Raw genomic sequence first — 20,462 nt, forward strand, 5'->3', positions numbered from 1 at the left:
CTGATGTTTGCGTACGCGACACGCACCGTGCGCTGCCTCGGCTTGATCGCGGTGGCGAGCAGCAGGCCGGCGATGATAAAGGCGGCGCCGGCGAGATCGTAGTCGTGCAAGCTTTCGCCAAGGACCAGATAAGCGAGAACGGCGACGAAGGCGGTCTGGAGATAGAGCAGCATGCTGGCGCGCCCCGCACCAAGCGTCTCGACGCTACGGTTGTAGAGATAGTACATCAGAGCGCCGCCGGGGCCGGCAACATAGGCGAGAGCCAGAAGGCCGTTCGCATGCAGCGCCGAACGATCCCCGGAAAACAATTCCCAGAGATAGAAGGGCAGTGCGGCCAGCGCGCCGGCTCCCAGCAGCAGGACCACCATCGGCAGAAGCTCGATAGCGAATTTGGCGCGACGCAGCAGCACGGTGTAGAGGCCCCAACAAAACGCGCTGCCGACGATCCACAACTCGCCGGGATTGAACTGCAGCTGCATCAGCGCGGCAAGGTCGCCGCGCGCCACGATCACCACCATCCCGGCCAGAGCGACCAGCGCTCCAAGCGCTTTCCAGATACCGAGGGGCTCGCCGAGCACGAAGCGGGCAAGCACCATGGTCATGATCGGCGACAGCGCCATGATGATGCCGGCGGTTGTCGCGTTGGTGTAGTTGAGGCCCGTGTAGATCATGCCCTGACACAAGGTTAGCCCGATAGTGCCGATGACCAGCACCTCGATCACCCGGGATTGGATCAGCACGAGCATCGCCCCGTGATGACGATGGACGATAGGCAGCAGGATCGCGCACGCGAGCGTCAGCCGCCAGAAGCAGAGCGCCCAAGGCGGCATCTCGGGGGCAACCCACTTGGCGGCGATATAGACGCCGGCCGACAGGAGCCAGCAGAGCGTCGCGAGGGAATAGGCGAGCGGAAGTGATGCGCCGGGTGTCGCCTTCGCTACACTTGGATGTGCTATCGGCAGCGATTGGATATCCGTCTCCTCCCACCGCAGACTTTAGCAGATTTGCGGCGTCTTGCTAAGCAGCAACAACAGCTGTTTCACCAGCTGGTGCAATCGGTGGGTCATTGTGGGTCCCGCCGTTCACGGTCTCCTTCCATTCGAACGCATGTTGGCCCATGAGCAACTCGATACCGAAAAGCGCAAGCCGTACCGATTTCGCGCGATACAAATGTGAGATTTATATTGCGCGACAGATATTCGCGCGGTTGCCACAATCTTCTCGCGCCATATTTCTACCGAGCGCAGATCTGTCGCGAATTCCTGGCCCTCGGATTACGAGCGCCGCTGTTTCGAAGCAATTGGAAGAATAAGCCACTGACTTCCGTTTGCACAAAGAGCGCGACACAAATCCATGCGGAGGACGTCCGATGCATGCCGGCTTCCCAGGAAGCGTACTCGTAGCGGTGTTGGGCACCGTCATGGCAAGCTGCGCTGGCATTCCGGCGCAAAAAACCGGGGCAATATCCGGCTATGGCCCCAACCCCACTTTACCGAAACCAAGACCGACGCTGATCCCGACTGTTAACATCGCCGAGGCGAAAGGCTGGCAGAAAGAAGGTATGCCGACCCCGGCGAAGGGGCTGACAGTGAACGCCTTCGCCACCGGCCTCGACCATCCGCGCTGGCTACATGTGCTTCCGAACGGCGATGTGCTGGTTGCTGAAACCAATGCCCCTGCCAAGCATGACGAAGGCTTCAGTCTTAGAAAGGTCTTCATGGACCTAGCTATGAAGCGGGCTGGCGCCGCGACCAAAAGCGCCAACCGCATCACGCTCCTGCGCGACACCGATGGCGACGGCATTGCGGATGTGCGCACGACGTTCGCGGAAGGCCTCAATTCGCCCTTCGGCATGACGCTGTCCAAAGGCAAACTCTTTGTCGCGAATACCGACGCGCTCGTCGCTTTCCCCTACTCCAATGGCCAGACCCGAGTCAGCACGTCGCCGGAAAAGATCATCGACTTGCCGGCCGGGGACCTCAACCATCATTGGACCAAGGACGTGATCGCAACTCCGGATGGACGCAAGCTCTATGTCACCGTTGGTTCCAACAGCAACGTTGGAGAAAACGGCATAGCCGCGGAGAAGAACCGCGCTGCTGTCCTTGAAGTGGATCGGTCTACCCGCCGCACTCGGGTCTTCGCCTCGGGCCTGCGCAACCCGAACGGGCTCTCCTGGAATCCTGAGACTGGCCAGCTTTGGGTCGCCGTGAACGAGCGTGACGAGATCGGCGACGACCTTGTGCCGGATTACATGACCTCGGTTCGTGACGGCGCTTTCTACGGCTGGCCCTACAGCTACTACGGACAGAACGTCGACGAACGTGCCAAGCCGCAGCGCCCCGATCTCGTGGCGGCAGCGATCAAGCCCGATTACGCCCTGGGCTCTCATACCGCCTCGCTGGGACTGACCTTCTCCAAAGGCGCGCGGCTCGGTTCGGCCTACGGCAACGGCGCCTTCGTCGGCCAGCACGGCTCGTGGAATAGAAGCGTGCACAGCGGCTACAAGGTCATCTTCGTGCCGTTCCATGGTGGCAAACCGAGCGGTCCTCCGGAAGATGTGCTCACTGGCTTCATCGGGCGTAATGGCGAGGCGATGGGCCGGCCGGTCGGCGTCGCTATCGATCAGACTGGCGCACTGCTCGTCGCCGACGACGTCGGTAATGTCATCTGGCGGGTCCGCCGAGCGAATGGCCGTTGAGCGCAGGTGGCCTTTCTGATTCCGACCTCACAGCCTTCGGCTACAGCGCCACGCCCGATATGGCTGCATTCGGCTGCGATTTCGATGCAAATGCCAGGTGACGACATCGCGCCTGCCGCATGTCGGTCGCTATGGCGACGTCTATTTTGCGCATGGCTATTCGGGCAAGGGGGTGATCCTGTCGACGCTGTCGGGCAAGCTGCTCGCTGAGGCGATCACCGGTGATGCTTCGCGGCTCGATCTGTTTTCGACCCTAAGCCCGCTGCCGTTCCCCGGCGGCACGGCGCTGCGCGGCCCGCTCTATGTGCTCGGCATGCTTTGGTACGCAATGCGTGACCGCATCAAACATTGAGCGCAGGCATGCGCAATGAGGCCGAGCGCCGCCACCAAGCGATTAACGGCTGATTTCGCGGCGGCGTCCGACTTGATCGATCTTGAATATGTTCCGTAGGCAATGGCCGCGAGTCGGTCCATGCCCTGCTCCCGAAGCCTGAGCGCCGATAGACCTGCCTGCTATTTCCTCAGCTAATAGATCGATATGATTGCAGGATTGACCGTTTCATATCCCAGGCGCGGCTCCGATTTGTCTTTCGAAATCGCGTTGGAGACAGTTCCGGTTGAACTGCTATCCAATTTTGTTTCCCTGTTTTTCTTGATCGTGCTGCCCGACAGGTCGGCGCAGGCCGACGTTACTTCTGTACTGACCACTCTCTTTTTCTCGTGCGCAACGGCGGCGGTGGATACGGCCATCACAATTGCCGCGCAAACAATCGTCAATCTCATTGATTCCCCCTTAGAGCACCGCAAACGTGTGGTCGGCTGCTTTGAGACGCCGGCGAAGGCGGTATTCGCGCCTGGCCGGCCCATGCAGCTTCCGACTGCACAAGATTGTAACTACATTAGCTGCAGCGCAAGTAACCATTTCGGACTAGGGAACGGGTTCCCCTTCGATCGAAAGCGCTGGGCTGCCGGCGAAAAAGCAGGCGTTTTAGCCGTTCTCGCCGCCGAGCGCCTTCCAGTTTTGGGACAGAGGTTGGCTGATGCCCTTAAACTCACGGCTACGCATTGGTTGGATCTATGCAGCGACAAGGCCAACCTTGGCAAAGCCTCTACATAGTCACCTTCGGGCAGCACCAGTCTTGGAATTCACGCCCTCAAGCAAGGCGAGCAGGCCTTTCAGAATTTCGATTGGCGGCGGCGGACAACCTGGAATGTGCAGATCGACAGGCAAGGCCTCGGACACTCCGCGCACCACCGCATAGCTGCCGGCGAAACAGCCGCCATTGCCTGCGCAATCTCCCAGTGCGACCACCCATTTTGGGTTGGGTGTTGCGTCGTAGGTCAGCTTCAATGCCTCGCGCATGTTTTTTGTGACCGGCCCGGTGACGAGCAGTACATCGGCATGGCGCGGTGATGCGACGAACCGGATCCCAAAACGCTCGATGTCATAGAAGGCGTTGTTCAGCGCGTGCATCTCAAGTTCGCAGCCGTTGCAGGAACCGGCATCGACCGCCCGGATCGACAGGCTTCGCCCCAATCGTTTGTGAGCAGCCCCATCGAGCGCGCGTGCGAGTTCGTCGACTGCCGTGCTGCTTGCCAACGGCGGACGCTCGGTGAGAGGGGGGCGTATCAGGCTTTCAAAAAGAAGCTTGCGCATGACAGCGTGCCTTCAGAGATCATGGCCCGAATAAGAGCAGTTGAACGATTTGTTGCACAGCGGAAAGTCGGCAACGATGTTTCCTTCGATCGCCGCTTCAAGGAGCGGCCATTGAAACCATGACGGATCACGGAGGTGACAGCGCTCGACCAAGCCGCCCTTGCCAATGCGCAGCCAGGCCAGAATGTCGCCGCGGAAACCTTCGACGAGCGCCATGCCTTCATGCGATCGGTTTGTCTGCGCGAAATAGACGCGGATCGGCCCGTCTGGCAGTTGTCGCAGGACTTGTTCGATCAGGGACAGGCTCTGTTCGACCTCGTGGATACGAATCCATACACGGGCGTTCACATCGCCTTCCTGGAGGAGAGGTACATCGAAGGCGAGTTCGCCATAGGGTGGATAAGCGAGATTGCGTCGGGCATCGAAGTCCCGACCGGAGGCCCGGCCAACGTAGCCTCCGGCGCGATATTGACGAGCGAGTTCCACCTTCAGCCGGCCAGTCGCGACAGTCCGATCCTGCAGCGACGCCGTGTTGTCGTAGAGCTCGACCAGCGCGGGAAACCGCTGCCTGATCTCTGCGATCAGGGACCTGAGCGCTGTCGTGCCCTCATCGCTCAGGAAGCTTGCCACGCCTCCGGGCACGATGCAGTCGCGCATCAAACGATGACCGAAGGCAGCATCGCTTGCCCGCAATACGCGCTCACGCAGCACCCCACAGTGGGCATGCATGAGCGCGAAGGCGGCATCATTGCAGATAGCGCCGATGTCGCCCAGATGATTGGCCAGGCGCTCCAACTCGGCCATGAGCGCTCGCAGCCAGACCGCGCGTGGGGGAACCTGGACACCCAGCGCCGCCTCGACCGCGCGGGCAAAAGCGAGGGAGTATGCCACGGTACTGTCGCCAGAGGTTCTGCCCGCCAATTTGGCCGCACGGTCGATGTCGGACCCCGCCATCAGGCCTTCTATACCTTTGTGCGCGTATCCGAGGCGCTGCTCCAGCCGGACGACCGTTTCACCGCTCGCCGTGAACCGGAAATGGCCCGGCTCGATGATGCCGGCATGCACGGGCCCGACCGGGATCTGATGCAGGCTCTCCCCCTCTGCAGGCAGGAAACTGTACGGGAAGGCAGTCGCAGCAGACGTCCGGACGCGGGTACTCAACGGATAGCTGACACCCCAGTGGCCATGATCAAGCCACTGTCGTGTATCAGGCGCACCTTGTGGTAGGAGCCCGAACAGGTCAGCGGCCGCACGTTCCAGGCGCAATGCGGGCGGATGCAGCCGGCCGACCGATGGGTAGCGGCCACTGGGGCATTCCAGGCTGACGACGCCAATGTCCCCGGCGCTTTCATCGAGAAGTGCCATGTGGACGGCGCCTGGCTCACCCCATAGGCCGAGCAAGCTCCAGTGGCCCTCGGCCAGTTGCTCGACGGCAAAGCCCCATTTTTTCGGAGTCACCACGGCGCGCGACCACGGGAAATGATTTTCGACACGTTGGCCAGCAAGGATGAGGTCGATCAGCCCGGGCATGCTCTTTCTCTCCTCTGCTCACCCCAGGATACTTGCGACGTGCTGGAACCATGTGACCAGCGGTGGCGGCAGATAGATGCCGGCGGCAAACACCAACGCCAAGTGGGAATACATCGGAATGTAGGACGCCTCGGCGGGTGCAGTGCTGCCGCGCGGTTCGCCGAAAGCGACGCCGGTCAGTCGAAGCAGCAGGGCGCCGAAAGCGAGCAGAATCCCGAAAACCAACGGCATCGCCAAAAGAGGGTGTCTTGCAAATGTCGAACTCACGACCAGGAATTCGCTCATGAAGATACCGAGCGGAGGGAGGCCGGCAATGGCAACGACGCCGATGACGAGCGCCCAGCCAAGGGCAGGATGTGTTTCCGTCAGTCCCCGGATTTCGGCGATGTTCTGTGTCCCCTTGACCTGGGCAATGTGGCCGACCGTGAAAAAGATCGCCGACTTGGTCAGGCTGTGCATGACCATGTGCAGCAGCCCGGCAAAATTGGCGAGCGGGCCTCCTATGCCGAAGGCGAACACGATGATGCCCATGTGCTCGATCGAGGAGTACGCGAACAGGCGTTTGATGTCGCGGCGGCGGTAGAGCATGAAGGCCGCGAAGACAAGCGACGTCAGTCCCATCGTGATCATCAATGGCCCAGGTGCGATCGCTTCCGGGCTTGCCGCGAGCAATAGCTTGAAGCGCAGCACGGCATAGAGCGCGACGTTTAACAGCAAGCCCGACAGCACTGCGGAAATCGGCGTTGGACCCTCAGCATGCGCGTCTGGCAGCCAGGCATGTAAGGGCGCAAGGCCGACCTTTGTCCCGTAGCCGAGCAGCAGAAAGATGAAGGCGACATTGAGCAGAGCCGGATCGAAGCGCGCGGCGTGAGCGATGAGCACCGTCCAGACCATCGCATTGGTCCCCTCGCCAACAACCGGCTGTGCAGCCATGTAGACGAGGATGGTGCCGAACAGTGCGAGCGCGATGCCGACGCTGCCCAGAATGAAATATTTCCAGGCTGCCTCCAGCGCTTCGTGCGTGCGGTAGATGCCGACCATGAGCACGGTGGTCAGTGTGGCAAGCTCCACCGCCACCCACATCAAGCCAATATTGTTCGACACGAACGCCAGGTTCATGCCGAACATCATGACCTGGTACATTGCGTGATAAAACCGCAAGTTCGGGACTGTCAGCCGCCCGCTCTCCAGTTCGTGGGCAATGTAGGAAGCGCTGAAGACGCTGGTGGTGAAGCCGACGAATGTGTTGAGCACGATGAAGACGATATTGAGATCGTCGACGAGCAGATACTGCCCAGGCTGCGGGCGGTCGGTGACAAGAAGCGACAGGGCGGCGAGCAAGGTCAGCAAGCTCGCAGCGACATTGACGCCCGCCGATATCCGGTATTTCGGCAGCGCCGCCAGAAGTGCGGCCGCGAAGACCGGTATCAGCAAAATGGCGGCCACCGCATCGAGGGAAAACGCGGTCAACGGTGTTCTCCCCTGTAGTCGTCGAGCGCGCCGACATCCACCGAGTCGAACCTCTCGCGGATGCGGAACAGGAAGACTCCGATGACGATGAAGGCGATAAGGATCGAGAAGGCGACACTGATCTCGACGACCAGAGGCATGCCCTTGGCCCCCGTGGCGGCGAGGACCAGACCGTTCTCGAGCGACATGAATCCGACAACTTGGCTGACGGCGTTGCGGCGGGTGACCATCACCAGCAGCCCCAGCAAAATGATGGACAGCGCGAAAGCCAGGTCCTCGCGGGCGAGGGGATCAGCCTCGGGAGTGACGCGCAGCATCAGGACCATGGACAGGGTCACCAGGCCTATCCCCGCAAGCATCGTCGTACCGATGCCGACGGCGGTCTCGACGTCACGATGGATGCCGAGCCGCTGAATGATGCGATGAAGCCCGACAGGAATGACGATCGCCTTGAAGACGAGGGCGATCGCCGCCGTGACGTAGAGATGATGCGCGTCCTGAATGTATGCCTGCCAAGCTACGGACAGGGCCAGCACGATTGCATGAAGCGCAAAAACGTTGATCAGAGCAAAGAGGCGATCCTGATACAGCATCATGAAACTGACCAGCACTAGGCCGCCGGCGAGCAGGTGAGCGATGTCGAAGGTGAGGCCGTTCATCAGAGGCTCCGCGAGACGAACAGCAGGAGCGTGCCAAGCAGGGCCAGCATCAGCGCTGCCCCGAGGAAATCCGGGACGCGGAAGACGCGCATCTTGGCGATGGCAGTCTCAAACACGGCGAGGAGAACGCCACATACGGCAAGCTTGCCAAAATAGGCGACGACACCCGGAGCAAGGGATTCCAGTCCTGCCCCGGCGCTCGCCAGGCCCCAAGGTAGGAAGACGCAGGAAATCAGCGACACATAGAGCAGAAGCTTGAGGAAGGCGGCAAACTCGATCATCGCCAGATGGCGACCGGAATATTCCAGCACCATCGCCTCATGAACCATGGTGAGTTCCAGATGGGTCGATGGGTTGTCCACGGGTATGCGGGCGTTTTCGGCGATCGCCACCATCACGAGGGCGATGAGCGACATCCCGAGCGACACCCGCAAGCCAACCTCCGGTGACCCCATGAAGGCGGCGACCGTTGAGAGTTGCGTAGCACCCGCGACGAGCGCCAGGCTGAACACGATGAGCAGCATGGCGGGTTCGGCCAGCGAAGCGATCATCACCTCGCGGCTCGAGCCGATGCCGCCGAAGCTCGTGCCGACGTCCATGCCTGCCAGCGCCAGGAAGAACCGGGCGCTTCCCAGCAGTGCGACAATGGCTATGAGATCGGCGGTCCAACTGAATGTAAGGCCGGCGGCGAATGTCGGGATGAGCGCCGCGCCGACCCAGGTGGTGGCAAAGATCAGATAGGGCGTCACGCGAAACAGCCAGGATGCGTTGTCCGCCAGAACGACTTCCTTGCGCATCAGCCGCAAGAGATCGCGGTAAGGTTGGATCAGGGAAGGACCCTGGCGGCGCAAGAGCCGTGCCTTCACCTTGCGCACGAATCCGGTCAGGAGCGGCGCCAGCAAAAGCACCAGCGCCATCTGCGCGCCTTGAACGGCCAACTCGAGAATCACGGCCATAGTGCGAGCACCAGGAGCAGGACAATGAGAAAGAGAAAGACGAGGGTCAGGTAGCGCCTGATCGTCAGGAACTGCAGATGGTTGAGGTGGTCGGTCGCAAAGTCGAGGGCCCGGCCGATAGGCAGGTACAGCGTCTCCCAGATCACATCATGCATTTCGACATTCAGACGAGCCGGACCGGTCTCGCCAGGTGCCGGCATTTCGACGGTTTCCCTTGCACGGAATACGAACGTGCCGAAGACGCGGCGGATAGGCTGCGCGAAGCTGACGGCCGTGTACTGCGAGCTCGGGACCACATCCGGGAAGCCACAACCCCAGGCGGGACCCCGACGGAGTGCATGTGATGCAAAGCGATGGATCACATATGCCGCAGCGGATGCGGAAAAGGCGATGAACAGGAACACCAACAGGCCGTTGTAGGAACTGCGGCTCGCTGCAATCGGCACGATAGACAGCCAGGGCTGGGCCATCTGCACAGGCATCCGACTGCCGATCAGTGGCAGTGTCACCGATGAGAGGCCGTCTATCACAAGACCGGGCAGAATGCCGGCCAGGAGACAAAGGGCAGCGAGAATGAACAATGCCGCCAGCGAGTAGCGGTCGACCTCATGCGCCAGTTCCACCGCGGCCGAGCGTGGCCGGCCGAGGAATGTAATCCCGAACGCCTTTACAAAGCAGGCCGCGGCCAGTGCCGCTGACAGCGCCAGCAGACCGCCAACGGCGGGCACCATGACCTTCAGTCCCCATTGTGGCAGATCGGGGCTCTGCAATATGGCCTGAAAGGCCAGCCATTCGGAGACGAAGCCGTTGAAGGGTGGAAGTGCCGAGATCGCGACGCAACCGACGAGAAAGGCAAAACTTGTAAAGGGCATGCGGTGGATGAGACCGCCCAGCTTCTCCATATCCCGCTCTCCGGTTGCCGTCAGAACGGCGCCCGCGCCGAAAAACAGCAGGCTCTTGAAAAAGGAATGGTTGAGGACGTGGAACAGCGCGGCGGTGAGGGCCAGCGCTGCAGCCGATGGCATGGCGTTCGCCTTGAAAGCGAGCGCGAGACCAAGGCTTACGAAGATGACGCCGATGTTTTCAATGGTGCTATAGGCAAGCAGTCGCTTCAGGTCCTTTTCCATCAGCGCGTAGAGGATGCCGAGAACCGCCGTCAGGCCGCCAAGGAAAAGCACGGCAACGCCCGACCACCATGCCGGCTCACCGAGCAGATCGAAAATAACGCGTATGAAGCCATAGACTGCGACCTTGGTCATCACGCCGCTCATGAGAGCCGAGACGTGGCTTGGCGCGGCCGGATGAGCGAGTGGCAGCCAAACGTGAAGCGGGACGAGTCCAGCCTTGGAGCCGGCGCCCAGCAGCATGAGAACCAGGACGAAAGCAGCGGCGAACGGGGTCGGGTCGGCGGCTCGCATCGCGTCGAATGTGTAGGTTCCATCGGATCCGGCGAGCAGGCCGAACGCAAGCAGCAGCGCGAGTGTGCCGAAGCTCGCCATCACGAGATAGATGTAGCCCGCCCGCGCATTGTCCTGCTCGCGATGGTGCGCCATGACGAGCGCCCAGGAGGCGAGCGACATGAATTCCCAAGAAAGCAGGAAAGTGAAGGCGTCGTCGGCCACCACGACAAGGTTCATTCCGGCTAGGAAAGCCGGGAAGAACGGCAGCACCCGATGCGGCGCAGACTCATGCCTGCCGTAGCCGAGGCCATAAAGGCTGGCCATGGAGCCGCCGAAGTTGACGACGATGAGGAAGAAAGTCGAGAGCGCATCCAAACGGAAATGAGCGCCAATCCATGGCAATCCAAGAGGCAACACCACAGTCGACGGGGTGACGGGATTGTCGGCGATGCGGCTCGCGAGAACCATGAGCACGGCCGCCGATATACCTAGCGTCAAGCCGTAGATCAGGCGTGTTCCCGAGTCGGATCTGCGGCTTTCCGCAATCGCAAGCACCGCAGTCCCCAGGAGCGCAGCGACGCCCCACAGGAGGACCGCGGCCCCCGAAATCACGCCACGCTCCTCACGGGGAGTTTGGCATCCGTATCGACCCCGCCAAGGATTTTGGCGGGGTCAAAATCCGCTTTCAGTCGCACGCCGCGCCCGCCGATTTGGCTGGAGGCGCCTTCAGCGATCAATTCCACGCCGGCGAGGTCAAGTGCCCCGATCAGCTTCATGAGAGAATCGACGTTACCCCGAATAATCGACTCGCTGGCTTCCATGCGTTGAATTGTCGGCACGGAAAGACCGGACAATTCGGCAAGCCTGCGCTGGTCGATGCCAAGGAGCGCCCTCGCGGCACGCAACTGTGGAGCAGTTATCACGGTCGCATCCCCCTTTTTGATCAGCTTTGAGATATTATCTCTACGTCTTGCAGCATATATTAAAATGCGGCGCATTCAATTAGTGATGCGTGGCGCATCTGTCTTGAGGCTGTAGAAAACCGGGCGATACGCCCTGCGCCTCGAACCAAAGCCATGCGGCCGTTCCCGTCACTGCCAGTCTTGTCGCCAGCCGTCTCGGATTGCGCGTGATGGCGCCGGCGATGGGCCTTATCTCGGCCGGCCACTCGATTGGAGCCGCCGCGGGCTACAGGCCTTTTCAGGATCCGACCGGCACCTGGACCGTCAATGATGCTCGTACCGGGCGGCCCGCCGAGATGGGCAGCCGAACCATCGTTGGAATGAACCAGCACGATCCCGAGGAACTCGCCGATCTCCTCAACGGGCTGAATGCACAAAGGCAATCTGGTTCTGCGGACGGAATTTCTGAAGAAAGCGTAGGAGAGCCACCGCTGCGATGGGATGTTGTCTCGAGGCTTGTACGGGAGTGCAATCTAGAGCACCGAAACGTCATGGCCCTCGCAGCTATCGGATCGCCCTGTCTTGAGAGAAGCGCCCTGCTGCAAAACCGGGTGTCAAAATTGCAAAATCGCGCGACCCGCTACATGAGACGACTGGCACCGTACATCTCTATGTATCTGATTTTTCTTGGAATTTGGTAGCGGGAGAGGGACTTGAACCCCCGACCCCAGGATTATGATTCCCGTGCTCTAACCAACTGAGCTACCCCGCCAAGGCGGCGAAGGCCCGAAATCCAGCTTAAATCGGCAGGCATATCGGCGCGTTCGCCAAGGTCGCGCGGATATAAGGTTGCGAGGCCAAGCCTGTCAAGCATCGAAGTGGCTGCCGCGCCGGCATATTGCTGGCGCCTAAAGCTTTGCCGGGCAGACATTTGGGCGCACAGGCCGGGGTTGAGTTCAGCGAGGCACGTCGCTATGTCTCGGCCACGAAAGCCATGGTCATGAATTGATGAAACCGCGCATTGCAGTCCTCGGTTGCGGATACTGGGGCAGCAACCACATCCGCACCCTAAAGGCGCTCGGCGCGCTGCATGCGGTTTCGGACGTCAACCCCGCGCGTGCGGAGGGTTTTGCCAGCGAGCAGGATTGCCTGGCGATAGAGCCGGAGGCGCTGTTTGCCCGCGACGATGTCGACGCCATTGTCATGGCGCTGCCGCCGCAGTTCCATGCCGACATGGCGGTGCGCGCCGTGCTCGGCGGCAAGGACGTGCTGGTGGAGAAGCCGATCGCGCTGACGGTGGCCGATGCCGAACGCTCGGTGCAGGCGGCCGCCGATAATGGCCGTGTCTTCATGGTCGGCCACGTGCTGCGCTTTCATCCCGCCTTCGAGACGCTGAAGGCGCTGATCGACAATGGCGAACTCGGCGAAGTCCGCTACATCCATTCGCATCGGCTCGGCCTCGGCAAGTTCCACACCGAAAACGACGCGCTATGGGATCTGGCGCCGCACGATCTGTCGATGATCCTGGCCATCACCGGCACCGAACCGGTCGAAGTGCGCGGCGAAGGCGCTGCTCTTCTCGACAATCTCAGCGACTTTGCGCATCTGCACATGCGCTTTCCCAACGGCCTGCGCGGCCATCTGTTCGCCTCGCGGCTCAACCCTTACCGCGAACGGCGGCTGACCGTTGTCGGCACCAAGGCGATGGCGGTGTTCGACGATGTCGAGCCGTGGGAGCGCAAGCTTGCCGTCTATCGCCACGCGGTGTGGCAGGACAGCGGCCAATGGGCGTTCACCGCCAACGAGCCGTCCTATGTCGCGGTCGGTGAGGGCATGCCGCTGACGCGCGAGCTGGAGCATTTCATCCACTGCATCGAGACGCGGGCCGAACCGCGCACCAGCGGCGAGGAGGCCATCCGCGTGCTGCGCATCCTGACCGCCGGCACCGTCGCCCATACAAGGCCCGCCCATACAAGGCCCTAAAAGAAAACGCCGTCTATTCGGCGGGAACCCGCGCCGGCTGGACGGCAAGCCGCGTCAGCATCGCCTCGGCCTCGGCGCCGCGCTCGGAGCGCTCGATGAAGCCGCCGCCGAACACGCGCGCCTCGTTGCCATCGTCGGAATAGAGCACGCAAGCCTGACCGGGCGCGATGCCGGATTCGCCGTCGACCAGTTCCACCGAAGTGACACCGGCGCGGTGATGCAGCACGGCCGGGCGCGGCGGCCGCGTCGAGCGCACCTTGGCGAAAAGCTCAAGCCCGGCCGCCGGGATAGCGGTCAGCGGGCCATCGCCCAGCCAGTTCATGTTGCGCAAGAAGATCTTGTGGGTCTCCAGCGCCTCGCGCGGGCCGACGACGACGCGGGCCCGGTCGGCGTCGAGATGAACGACGTAGAGCGGCTCGCCCGAGGCGATGCCGATGCCGCGGCGCTGACCGACGGTGTAGCGCAAAATGCCCTCGTGGCGGCCAAGCACGCGCCCGTCTATATGGACGATGTCGCCCGGATTGGCGGCAGCCGGCTTCAGCTTGGCGATGATGTCGGAATATTTGCCCTGCGGCACGAAGCAGATGTCCTGGCTGTCCTGCTTGGCCGCAACCGTCAGTCCCATCTCCTCGGCGATGGCGCGAACCTCAGGCTTCGACAGGCCGCCGAGCGGAAAACGCAGATAGTCGATCTGCGCCTGGGTGGTGGCGAACAGGAAGTAGCTCTGGTCGCGGTCGGCGTCGACCGGCCGGTAAAGCGCGCGGTGGGCGCCATTGGCGCCGGAACGGATGTAGTGGCCGGTCGCCAGCGCGTCGGCGCCGAGTTCCTTGGCGGTCGCAAGAAGGTCGGCGAATTTCACCGTCTGATTGCAGGAAACGCAAGGGATCGGCGTTTCGCCGGCGACATAGCTCTCGGCGAACGGGTCGATCACCGCCTTGCGGAAGCGCTCCTCGTAATCGAGGACGTAATGCGGGATGCCGAGCGTCTCGGAGACGCGGCGGGCATCGTCGATGTCCTGGCCGGCGCAGCATGAGCCGGCCCGGTGCGTCGCCGCGCCGTGGTCATAAAGCTGCAGCGTGACGCCGACGACGTCGTAGCCCTCGCGCTTCAGGAGGCCGGCAACGACCGACGAATCGACACCGCCCGACATGGCGACGACGACGCGGGTGTTTTCGGGGCGTCCGGGAAGATCGAGGCTGTTCATGGTTCTTTCGTTCTGCGCGGCGCTTCAATGCCAATGGCCGGAATATAGGTCAAGCGTCTCGGCTGCGCCAGCTTTGCCGGACCGGCTCATTTTTCCTGCCGGGTTCAATGCGCTTGCCGGCAGATGTTTCAAATGCCGATGAAAAGGCTAACGCCGCGTTCATGATCCTTACCTAACCATTAGGGTCTGCTTAGGCAAATTTTAAAGCTGTGGCGGTAATGTGGTGGGGATTGGGTCTTTGAGTTTTTTGTAGAGAGTACGATGACCGATCTAATTAGACCGCGAGTCAAATATGTTATCGGGCCAGACGGCAGCCCACTTACCATCGCCGATCTGCCGCCGACAAACACACGTCGCTGGGTTATCCGGCGCAAGGCGGAAGTGGTGGCGGCGGTGCGTGGCGGGCTTTTGAGCCTCGAAGAGGCATGCCAGCGCTACAAGCTCACCACCGAGGAATTCCTGTCCTGGCAAGCGTCGATCGACGAATACGGCCTTGCCGGCCTGCGCACCACGCGCATCCAGCAATACCGGCATTAGGCCGATAAGGGCGCTGATCAGCGCCCTTACGTTTGCGAGGGGCGACGATCTGCAATTTCAGACCGTCAGCACCACCTTGCCGATCGGCCTGGTGGCGAGAAAGGCATGGGCGGCACCGGCCTGTTCGAGCGGAAACGCCTTTGCCACGTGGACGGCCAGCTTTTTCGCGTCGATCAATTTGCCGAGCTCCACCAGAGCGGCACGGTCGGGCACTACGGACATGCGCTCGACGCGGATGCCTCGCGTCGTGGCCTTTGCCTTGGTGGCATCGCTGACATCGAGCAGCGACACCAGAACGCCGCCGGCCGTGAGCACTTTCAGTGATTGCTCCGCATGCACGCCGCCGAACGGGTCCAGAACCAGATCGATGTCGCGGGCCTTCCCGGTGAAATCATCCCTTGTGTAGTCGATCACCTCGTCGGCGCCGAGCGAGCGGACGAAATCGAGCTTTTCCGGGCTGGCGGTCGCGACGACGTAAGCGTCGTGCGCCTTGGCGATCTGCACCGCCAGATGGCCGACGCCGCCGGCTCCGGCGTGGATCAGCACGCGCTTGCCAGAATCGAGCCGGCCATGGGGGACAAGGCCTTGCCAGGCCGTCAGGCCGGCCAGCGGCAGCGCGGCGGCTTGCGCGTGATCTATGCCTTCAGGTTTCGGCGCAAGCTCATCAGCCGGGACAGCGGCGAGTTCGGCGTAGGCTGCCGCCTGTTTGGGAAAGCGCGTCATGCCGAACACGGCATCGCCGACCTTGAGGCCGGAGACGCCGGAGCCCAGCGCCTCGACAACTCCCGAAACGTCCCAGCCAAGGACAAAAGGCGGCTCGCCGAGCAGCGGATAGTGGCCGCCGCGCACCGCACCATCGACCGGATTGATGCCGGCCGCCTCGATGCGGACGAGCACTTCGCCGGCCTCGGGTGATGGCGCGGGGCGATCGGCAATGACGAGGACGTCGGGTCCGCCGAAGGAATTCTGGATAATGGCACGCATGGAAGGCTCTCCTGCTGGTTTTGATGTACCACTATCATTTGGATAGTTACATTCTCTTGTCTAGTATGTACCTTTTTGATATATACGCACCTCATGGATAGTGAAGATGTTTCCCCTTTCGGCTATGACGCCTTTCGGCGGTCGTGCCCGTCACACGCCGTGCTCGAGACGCTCGCCAGCAAATGGGTCCACCTGGTGATCTGTGCGCTGCGCCGGGGCCGGCTCCGCAACGGCGAATTGGCGCGCAAGCTCGAAGGCATCACGCCGAAAATGCTGACGCAGACGCTGCGTATCCTGGAACGCGACGGGCTTGTGCGGCGCGAGGTTTTCCCGGTCATTCCGCCGCGTGTCGAATATGAGCTGACCGAACTTGGCCAGAACCTGGCAGGACTGCTCAATCAGATCAGAGCCTGGTCGGAGCAGCATGTGCCCGACATCAAAAATGCGCGCGCACGGGCGGCGGAACAGCAAGAAGATCTGGATGCCTGAGGCGGGCACAGTTCGGTGCGCAGCAATAGCGCGCAAGCGCGACGCGCGTTAAAGTCTTGTTTTCAGCCGATCATGGCGCTGCGGCCGCCGGCTTCCGTGTCGCGCGCCTTGGTGTCCCGCGATTCCAGCATCTCGGCCTTGGAAAGCTCGGCTTCGGCTTCGCTCAGCAATGATTCGGCGACATTTCGCTGCTGGGCGAGGTCGCTTTGCGAATTCCTGAGGTTGTCGCGGCGCAGGCGTGCCGCCTTGGCGAAGGTCGGATAAGCAAAGTGATTGATGTCGGTGATGCCGGCCTTCTTCTCTTCGGCAGCGATCTGAAGTTCCAGCTCGACGGCCATGCGCTCGAATTCGGCGATCATCATGTCGAGCTGCAGCAGCTGCCGCCGCTTCTCGCTCACCTGAAATTGCTTCAGCCGAACGAGGTTTTCACGTGACTTCATGATTCGGTACTCCCGGAAACGCACACCTGCACATATCGTCCAATTCACCCGGCAAGGCCCAGGCCTGACCCGTTTCCACCGGCTTTCCCCGAACTATGGGAAACAAACTCCTAAAGTTTTTTGCCGGCGGTAACCATTCGTTTACGGGCATTGTTAATCATACGGCTCAGGACTTAAGGGCGGGTAAAAATTCTGCTTCTCATCGCGAAACCTGGCCAACGAGTCCGAAGAGTCACTTAGTCTGGCTTATTAATGTGCCGCATTAACGGTTTGGGTCTGTGATTCGTTATTGGATTCAACAAGGTGTAGAAAGGGGTTAAAAAATCTGATACCGTCACGGACGGGGAATTAGGTTTTATTAACCATTCGATGGCAGCCTCTGCTCAGGGCAATCACTGCTCCGGTCCTGGACGGGTCGTGAAATGGTCCGGCAGCAGAAAAGGGGAATGAAATGCGCGTTCTGCTGATAGAAGACGACAGTGCAACCGCACAAAGCATCGAGCTGATGCTGAAATCAGAAAGTTTCAATGTCTATACGACCGACCTTGGTGAAGAGGGTGTCGATCTAGGCAAGCTTTATGATTACGACATCATTCTCCTCGACCTCAATCTCCCCGACATGTCGGGCTACGAAGTGTTGAGAACACTCCGCCTTTCCAAGGTGAAGACGCCGATCCTCATCCTCTCCGGCATGGCCGGCATCGAGGACAAGGTGCGCGGCCTCGGCTTCGGCGCCGACGATTACATGACCAAGCCCTTCCACAAGGACGAACTGGTCGCCCGCATCCATGCCATCGTGCGGCGTTCCAAGGGCCATGCCCAGTCGGTCATCACCACCGGCGACCTGGTGGTCAATCTCGACGCAAAGACCGTTGAAGTCGGTGGCCAGCGCGTCCATCTGACCGGCAAGGAATATCAGATGCTGGAACTGCTCTCGCTGCGCAAGGGCACCACGCTGACCAAGGAAATGTTCCTCAACCATCTCTATGGCGGCATGGATGAGCCGGAGCTGAAGATCATCGACGTCTTCATCTGCAAGCTGCGCAAGAAGCTCGACGCCGCGTCTGGCGGGCAGAATTACATCGAGACCGTCTGGGGCCGCGGCTATGTGCTGCGTGAGCCTGAAGATATCCGGGTCAGCGCCTGAACTGAGGGCATGATCCCAAAGTGGGCGCCGTTTTTCGGAAAACAACGCAGTAAAACAATAAGATAGAGCTCATCCCGATTTCATCGAGATTGAACAGGCTCTGATCAGGCGGCAATCTTCAAGGCGCGGAAGCACTCGAGCAGTTGCGGCCGGTTGAACGGCTTCAGCAGGTAGCCCTGGGCGCCGGCGCGCTTTGCCCGCATGATCGCCCCGACGTCGACCTCGACCAGCGAAATCAAAACCTGCGGCACTACCGGGCTTTCCATGGCGCGCACGTGGCGGATGAGGTCCTGCGCCTGCATGTCCGGCAAGGCGCCGTCGACGACGATGATATCAGGCATGTCGACCGCGCACATCTCGATCGCCTCATGGCCGCTGGCGGCTTCGATCACCATCATGCCGGAACCGCCCAGGATACGCCTTGCAACCTTCCTGATGACGCTCGAATTGTCGACGAACATGCAGCGTTTCATTCCCGGACCCTCTTTGCCATGCGGCAAACCGACAGCGTCGTGGCATCTGCCGGGGAACATAGGCCGATCTGGTAAAGAAGCCGAAAAGCCGTTAGGTAAAATTTTCCTGAAGGTGTTTTAAGCGAAATCTTCTTTCGCAATGCTTCACGCAATTAATCTGCAAGCCGGTCTCACAGATGTTAAGACGACGCCGCAAATATGATTTGGAGAAAATACTTTTCCGGCTCTTAGCAGAACTTCAGACTGCAGAAAGGACGATCTCGTCGGCGGTCGCATGGATCGAAATCGTCATGTTGGCTTCGCGGGCCAGGAGCAGCGTGTAATAGGGCTGCACCGAATGCGCGTCGATCGGCTCTTCCGGCCTGTGGCCGGAATGCAATTCCAGGAATTTGGGCGGCACGCGGAGCATCGGGCCGCTCGCCGCGAGCGCAAAGCGCGGCTCGGTCTCGAGGTTCTCCAGCGTGACCACCAGCCTGCCGCCGCGCGGAATGGCGGCGTTAGCGACGAGGATGAGATTGAGCAGCAGCTTGACCTTGTTCTTGGGCAACAGTGCGCGGGTTCCGTTCCAGATCAGTTCCGGCTTCTCGTTCTTCAGGAAGGCGATGGCCACGGCCTCGGCGTCCCCGGTGTCGATCAGCATGCCGGCGGAACCGGCGGCGCCGAAGGCGATGCGGGCGAATTGCAGGCGGGCGGAGGCGTTTTTGGCGCTTTGGCGGATCAGCTTCATGGCGTCTTCGTCGGCGCCGCCTTCGTCGAGCAGCTCAAGCCCGTTGTTTATGGCGCCGACCGGCGAAATGATGTCGTGGCAGACCCGGCTGCACAGCAGCGCTGCCAGATCGGGTGCGGAAAGGGTGAAAAGCTCGGCCATCGGCAAAAATCCCTGCAAATTTCACAACACAATGACCGGGCGATCATGATCACGCCTGTCCACACGAATCACGCTCTCTCCCAAGCATTCTGAATACACAGCGCTTGTGCGTGCAGCAACAAATCCGAAATCATGATTGTCGAAAATGGCGTGTTCACGCAGCAGGGTGCTGCGCGGGCGATGTGAAACAGCCTTCGAACCGCCATCTTCATGTGGGAGTTTAATGGTTGAAAAAGGATTACGGCATAGTTTGCCCCTAACAGTCATCCTTAACGGCCGCCAAAGAGCCGTACGGGTGCGAGGCGTCGGCGAAAGTGCTCCCTGACGGAGATTGGAAGCATGGTTTCCCGATTCTACGACCGGACTTTTTTCCGTGTCATCTCAATGACGATCGCCCTCATCGGCCTTGTCGCCTTTTCGGCATCGGCCGCGCGGGCGCAGGAATACACCGCGCAGGAGATCGTCGATTCCGGTCATAAATTCTTCGGCGCTACATCGGGCGGGCTCGCCACCGTCGTCGAGAAGATTTTCGCCACCTATGGCCTGCCGAACGGCTATCTGCTCGGCGAAGAGGGGTCCGGGGCGCTGATCGGTGGCCTGACCTATGGCGAAGGCACGCTCTACACCAAGAATGCCGGCGACCACAAAGTGTTCTGGCAAGGCCCGTCGCTCGGCTGGGATTTCGGCGGCGAGGGCTCGCGCGTCATGATGCTGGTCTACAATCTCGACGATGTGAGCAGCCTCTATAATCGTTTTGGCGGCGTCGCCGGCTCCGCCTATGTCGTCGCCGGCGTCGGCTTCAACGTGCTGAAGAACAACAATGTGCTGCTCGTGCCGATCCGTACCGGCGTCGGCGCTCGTCTCGGCGTCAATCTCGGCTACCTCAAGCTCACCCAGCGCGCGACCTGGAATCCGTTCTGACCTGCATGATGGCGCCACTGCGATTGGCCCTGTGATCCCACGGTCTGAGCTTTGCCGCGGCATACTCTTGCCGTGGCGCCGGATTTCCGTCATGCGAAGATGGCAAAGTCGACCTTTGGCGGTTGCCATGCACAACGGATA

Annotated in this window: 20 protein-coding genes, 1 tRNA gene and 2 pseudogenes; 9 read left to right on the forward strand and 14 right to left on the reverse strand. The window is 61.0% G+C overall.

Translation table 11 applies throughout. The annotated features are described in order from the left end of the window. Window positions 1–29: 29 nt before the first annotated feature. A pseudogene (locus NKJ32_RS08365) lies at window positions 30–971 on the reverse strand (DMT family transporter); the annotation flags it as partial. A gap of 398 nt (window positions 972–1,369) precedes the next feature. On the opposite strand from NKJ32_RS08365, the gene NKJ32_RS08370 reads away from it, so the two are divergent. From NKJ32_RS08370 to NKJ32_RS08380, 3 genes and pseudogenes are all read left to right on the forward strand, one after another. Next, the gene (locus NKJ32_RS08370) at window positions 1,370–2,701 is read left to right on the forward strand and encodes a PQQ-dependent sugar dehydrogenase (protein WP_352568060.1); all 1,332 of its coding nucleotides are present in this window, start codon (window positions 1,370–1,372) and stop codon (window positions 2,699–2,701) included. 97 nt (window positions 2,702–2,798) lie between these two features. Further along, window positions 2,799–3,053: pseudogene (locus NKJ32_RS08375) on the forward strand (FAD-dependent oxidoreductase); the annotation flags it as partial. Between the two features lie 231 nt (window positions 3,054–3,284). After that, on the forward strand, window positions 3,285–3,818 hold the full coding sequence (locus NKJ32_RS08380; protein WP_352787018.1) for a hypothetical protein: 534 nt from the start codon (window positions 3,285–3,287) through the stop codon (window positions 3,816–3,818). On the opposite strand, the gene NKJ32_RS08385 is transcribed toward NKJ32_RS08380, so the two are convergent. The 7 genes from NKJ32_RS08385 to NKJ32_RS08415 are packed head-to-tail and all read right to left on the reverse strand — an operon-like array spanning window position 3,819 to window position 11,296. Next, complete coding sequence (locus NKJ32_RS08385) at window positions 3,819–4,358, reverse strand: NADH-quinone oxidoreductase subunit B family protein (RefSeq protein WP_023675516.1); 540 nt, start codon at window positions 4,356–4,358, stop codon at window positions 3,819–3,821. A gap of 12 nt (window positions 4,359–4,370) precedes the next feature. After that, window positions 4,371–5,888: a hydrogenase large subunit gene (locus NKJ32_RS08390; protein WP_352827333.1), complete on the reverse strand. Its 1,518-nt coding sequence runs from the start codon at window positions 5,886–5,888 to the stop codon at window positions 4,371–4,373. Between the two features lie 18 nt (window positions 5,889–5,906). After that, window positions 5,907–7,358, reverse strand: a complete 1,452-nt coding sequence (locus tag NKJ32_RS08395; RefSeq protein ID WP_023675518.1) for a hydrogenase 4 subunit F — start codon at window positions 7,356–7,358, stop codon at window positions 5,907–5,909. Next, the gene (locus NKJ32_RS08400) at window positions 7,355–8,017 is read right to left on the reverse strand and encodes a hydrogenase-4 component E (RefSeq protein WP_023675519.1); all 663 of its coding nucleotides are present in this window, start codon (window positions 8,015–8,017) and stop codon (window positions 7,355–7,357) included. The genes NKJ32_RS08395 and NKJ32_RS08400 overlap by 4 nt, the downstream gene beginning before the upstream one ends. Further along, on the reverse strand, window positions 8,017–8,973 hold the full coding sequence (locus NKJ32_RS08405; protein ID WP_352568057.1) for a respiratory chain complex I subunit 1 family protein: 957 nt from the start codon (window positions 8,971–8,973) through the stop codon (window positions 8,017–8,019). Before NKJ32_RS08405 ends, NKJ32_RS08400 begins: the two co-directional genes overlap by 1 nt. Beyond that, on the reverse strand, window positions 8,964–10,985 hold the full coding sequence (gene hyfB / locus NKJ32_RS08410) for a hydrogenase 4 subunit B (RefSeq protein ID WP_502896717.1): 2,022 nt from the start codon (window positions 10,983–10,985) through the stop codon (window positions 8,964–8,966). The genes NKJ32_RS08405 and hyfB overlap by 10 nt, the downstream gene beginning before the upstream one ends. After that, on the reverse strand, window positions 10,982–11,296 hold the full coding sequence (locus NKJ32_RS08415) for a helix-turn-helix domain-containing protein (protein WP_023675522.1): 315 nt from the start codon (window positions 11,294–11,296) through the stop codon (window positions 10,982–10,984). Before NKJ32_RS08415 ends, hyfB begins: the two co-directional genes overlap by 4 nt. Window positions 11,297–11,505: 209 nt before the next feature. Here NKJ32_RS08415 and NKJ32_RS08420 point away from each other — a divergent pair, with 209 nt between their 5' ends. After that, window positions 11,506–11,976 (forward strand): hypothetical protein, encoded by a 471-nt coding sequence (locus NKJ32_RS08420; protein ID WP_352568056.1) that lies wholly within the window; start codon window positions 11,506–11,508, stop codon window positions 11,974–11,976. Here NKJ32_RS08420 and NKJ32_RS08425 read toward each other — a convergent pair. Next, window positions 11,971–12,047: transfer RNA gene (locus NKJ32_RS08425), tRNA-Met, on the reverse strand. The genes NKJ32_RS08420 and NKJ32_RS08425 overlap by 6 nt on opposite strands. Before the next feature lie 236 nt (window positions 12,048–12,283). Between NKJ32_RS08425 and NKJ32_RS08430 the strand changes: the two genes are divergently transcribed. Further along, entirely contained in the window at window positions 12,284–13,258 is a 975-nt protein-coding gene (locus NKJ32_RS08430; RefSeq protein ID WP_352452922.1) for a Gfo/Idh/MocA family protein, read from the forward strand. 13 nt (window positions 13,259–13,271) lie between these two features. Here NKJ32_RS08430 and mnmA read toward each other — a convergent pair whose 3' ends face one another. Continuing rightward, window positions 13,272–14,462, reverse strand: a complete 1,191-nt coding sequence (mnmA, locus tag NKJ32_RS08435) for a tRNA 2-thiouridine(34) synthase MnmA (protein ID WP_023679564.1) — start codon at window positions 14,460–14,462, stop codon at window positions 13,272–13,274. A gap of 261 nt (window positions 14,463–14,723) precedes the next feature. Here mnmA and sciP point away from each other — a divergent pair, with 261 nt between their 5' ends. After that, the gene (gene sciP / locus NKJ32_RS08440) at window positions 14,724–14,999 is read left to right on the forward strand and encodes a CtrA inhibitor SciP (RefSeq protein WP_023679563.1); all 276 of its coding nucleotides are present in this window, start codon (window positions 14,724–14,726) and stop codon (window positions 14,997–14,999) included. 57 nt (window positions 15,000–15,056) lie between these two features. Here the strand turns inward: sciP and NKJ32_RS08445 are convergent, their stop codons facing one another. Continuing rightward, complete coding sequence (locus tag NKJ32_RS08445) at window positions 15,057–15,983, reverse strand: NADP-dependent oxidoreductase (RefSeq protein ID WP_352724889.1); 927 nt, start codon at window positions 15,981–15,983, stop codon at window positions 15,057–15,059. Between the two features lie 93 nt (window positions 15,984–16,076). On the opposite strand from NKJ32_RS08445, the gene NKJ32_RS08450 reads away from it, so the two are divergent. Then, complete coding sequence (locus tag NKJ32_RS08450) at window positions 16,077–16,472, forward strand: winged helix-turn-helix transcriptional regulator (RefSeq protein ID WP_352757400.1); 396 nt, start codon at window positions 16,077–16,079, stop codon at window positions 16,470–16,472. A gap of 62 nt (window positions 16,473–16,534) precedes the next feature. Here the strand turns inward: NKJ32_RS08450 and NKJ32_RS08455 are convergent, their stop codons facing one another. Continuing rightward, complete coding sequence (locus tag NKJ32_RS08455; RefSeq protein ID WP_023719275.1) at window positions 16,535–16,912, reverse strand: flagellar export protein FliJ; 378 nt, start codon at window positions 16,910–16,912, stop codon at window positions 16,535–16,537. A 451-nt stretch (window positions 16,913–17,363) separates the two neighbouring features. On the opposite strand from NKJ32_RS08455, the gene ctrA reads away from it, so the two are divergent. Continuing rightward, the gene (gene ctrA / locus NKJ32_RS08460; RefSeq protein WP_006203583.1) at window positions 17,364–18,059 is read left to right on the forward strand and encodes a response regulator transcription factor CtrA; all 696 of its coding nucleotides are present in this window, start codon (window positions 17,364–17,366) and stop codon (window positions 18,057–18,059) included. 104 nt (window positions 18,060–18,163) lie between these two features. On the opposite strand, the gene NKJ32_RS08465 is transcribed toward ctrA, so the two are convergent. Continuing rightward, window positions 18,164–18,532, reverse strand: coding sequence for a response regulator (locus tag NKJ32_RS08465; RefSeq protein WP_352757401.1), 369 nt, complete (start codon window positions 18,530–18,532; stop codon window positions 18,164–18,166). Between the two features lie 238 nt (window positions 18,533–18,770). After that, the gene (gene chpT, locus NKJ32_RS08470) at window positions 18,771–19,400 is read right to left on the reverse strand and encodes a histidine phosphotransferase ChpT (RefSeq protein WP_023679558.1); all 630 of its coding nucleotides are present in this window, start codon (window positions 19,398–19,400) and stop codon (window positions 18,771–18,773) included. 339 nt (window positions 19,401–19,739) lie between these two features. Between chpT and NKJ32_RS08475 the strand changes: the two genes are divergently transcribed. Beyond that, a complete protein-coding gene (locus tag NKJ32_RS08475) occupies window positions 19,740–20,321 on the forward strand; it encodes a DUF1134 domain-containing protein (RefSeq protein WP_023679557.1) in 582 nt (193 codons plus the stop codon). Window positions 20,322–20,462 lie beyond the last annotated feature (141 nt).

Source organism: Mesorhizobium sp. M0159 (assembly GCF_040322295.1).
GTDB lineage: Bacteria > Pseudomonadota > Alphaproteobacteria > Rhizobiales > Rhizobiaceae > Mesorhizobium.

Bases quoted from the DNA above. Each gene is read 5' to 3' on its own strand.
- NKJ32_RS08370 (WP_352568060.1), top strand. From the start codon at position 1,370: ATGCATGCCGGCTTCCCAGGAAGCGTACTCGTAGCGGTGTTGGGCACC.
- NKJ32_RS08385 (WP_023675516.1), bottom strand. From the start codon at position 4,358: ATGCGCAAGCTTCTTTTTGAAAGCCTGATACGCCCCCCTCTCACCGAG.
- NKJ32_RS08390 (WP_352827333.1), bottom strand. From the start codon at position 5,888: ATGCCCGGGCTGATCGACCTCATCCTTGCTGGCCAACGTGTCGAAAAT.
- NKJ32_RS08400 (WP_023675519.1), bottom strand. From the start codon at position 8,017: ATGAACGGCCTCACCTTCGACATCGCTCACCTGCTCGCCGGCGGCCTA.
- NKJ32_RS08405 (WP_352568057.1), bottom strand. From the start codon at position 8,973: ATGGCCGTGATTCTCGAGTTGGCCGTTCAAGGCGCGCAGATGGCGCTG.
- NKJ32_RS08420 (WP_352568056.1), top strand. From the start codon at position 11,506: ATGGCGCCGGCGATGGGCCTTATCTCGGCCGGCCACTCGATTGGAGCC.
- NKJ32_RS08430 (WP_352452922.1), top strand. From the start codon at position 12,284: ATGAAACCGCGCATTGCAGTCCTCGGTTGCGGATACTGGGGCAGCAAC.
- mnmA (WP_023679564.1), bottom strand. From the start codon at position 14,462: ATGAACAGCCTCGATCTTCCCGGACGCCCCGAAAACACCCGCGTCGTC.
- sciP (WP_023679563.1), top strand. From the start codon at position 14,724: ATGACCGATCTAATTAGACCGCGAGTCAAATATGTTATCGGGCCAGAC.
- NKJ32_RS08445 (WP_352724889.1), bottom strand. From the start codon at position 15,983: ATGCGTGCCATTATCCAGAATTCCTTCGGCGGACCCGACGTCCTCGTC.
- NKJ32_RS08450 (WP_352757400.1), top strand. From the start codon at position 16,077: ATGGATAGTGAAGATGTTTCCCCTTTCGGCTATGACGCCTTTCGGCGG.
- NKJ32_RS08455 (WP_023719275.1), bottom strand. From the start codon at position 16,912: ATGAAGTCACGTGAAAACCTCGTTCGGCTGAAGCAATTTCAGGTGAGC.
- ctrA (WP_006203583.1), top strand. From the start codon at position 17,364: ATGCGCGTTCTGCTGATAGAAGACGACAGTGCAACCGCACAAAGCATC.
- NKJ32_RS08465 (WP_352757401.1), bottom strand. From the start codon at position 18,532: ATGAAACGCTGCATGTTCGTCGACAATTCGAGCGTCATCAGGAAGGTT.
- chpT (WP_023679558.1), bottom strand. From the start codon at position 19,400: ATGGCCGAGCTTTTCACCCTTTCCGCACCCGATCTGGCAGCGCTGCTG.
- NKJ32_RS08475 (WP_023679557.1), top strand. From the start codon at position 19,740: ATGGTTTCCCGATTCTACGACCGGACTTTTTTCCGTGTCATCTCAATG.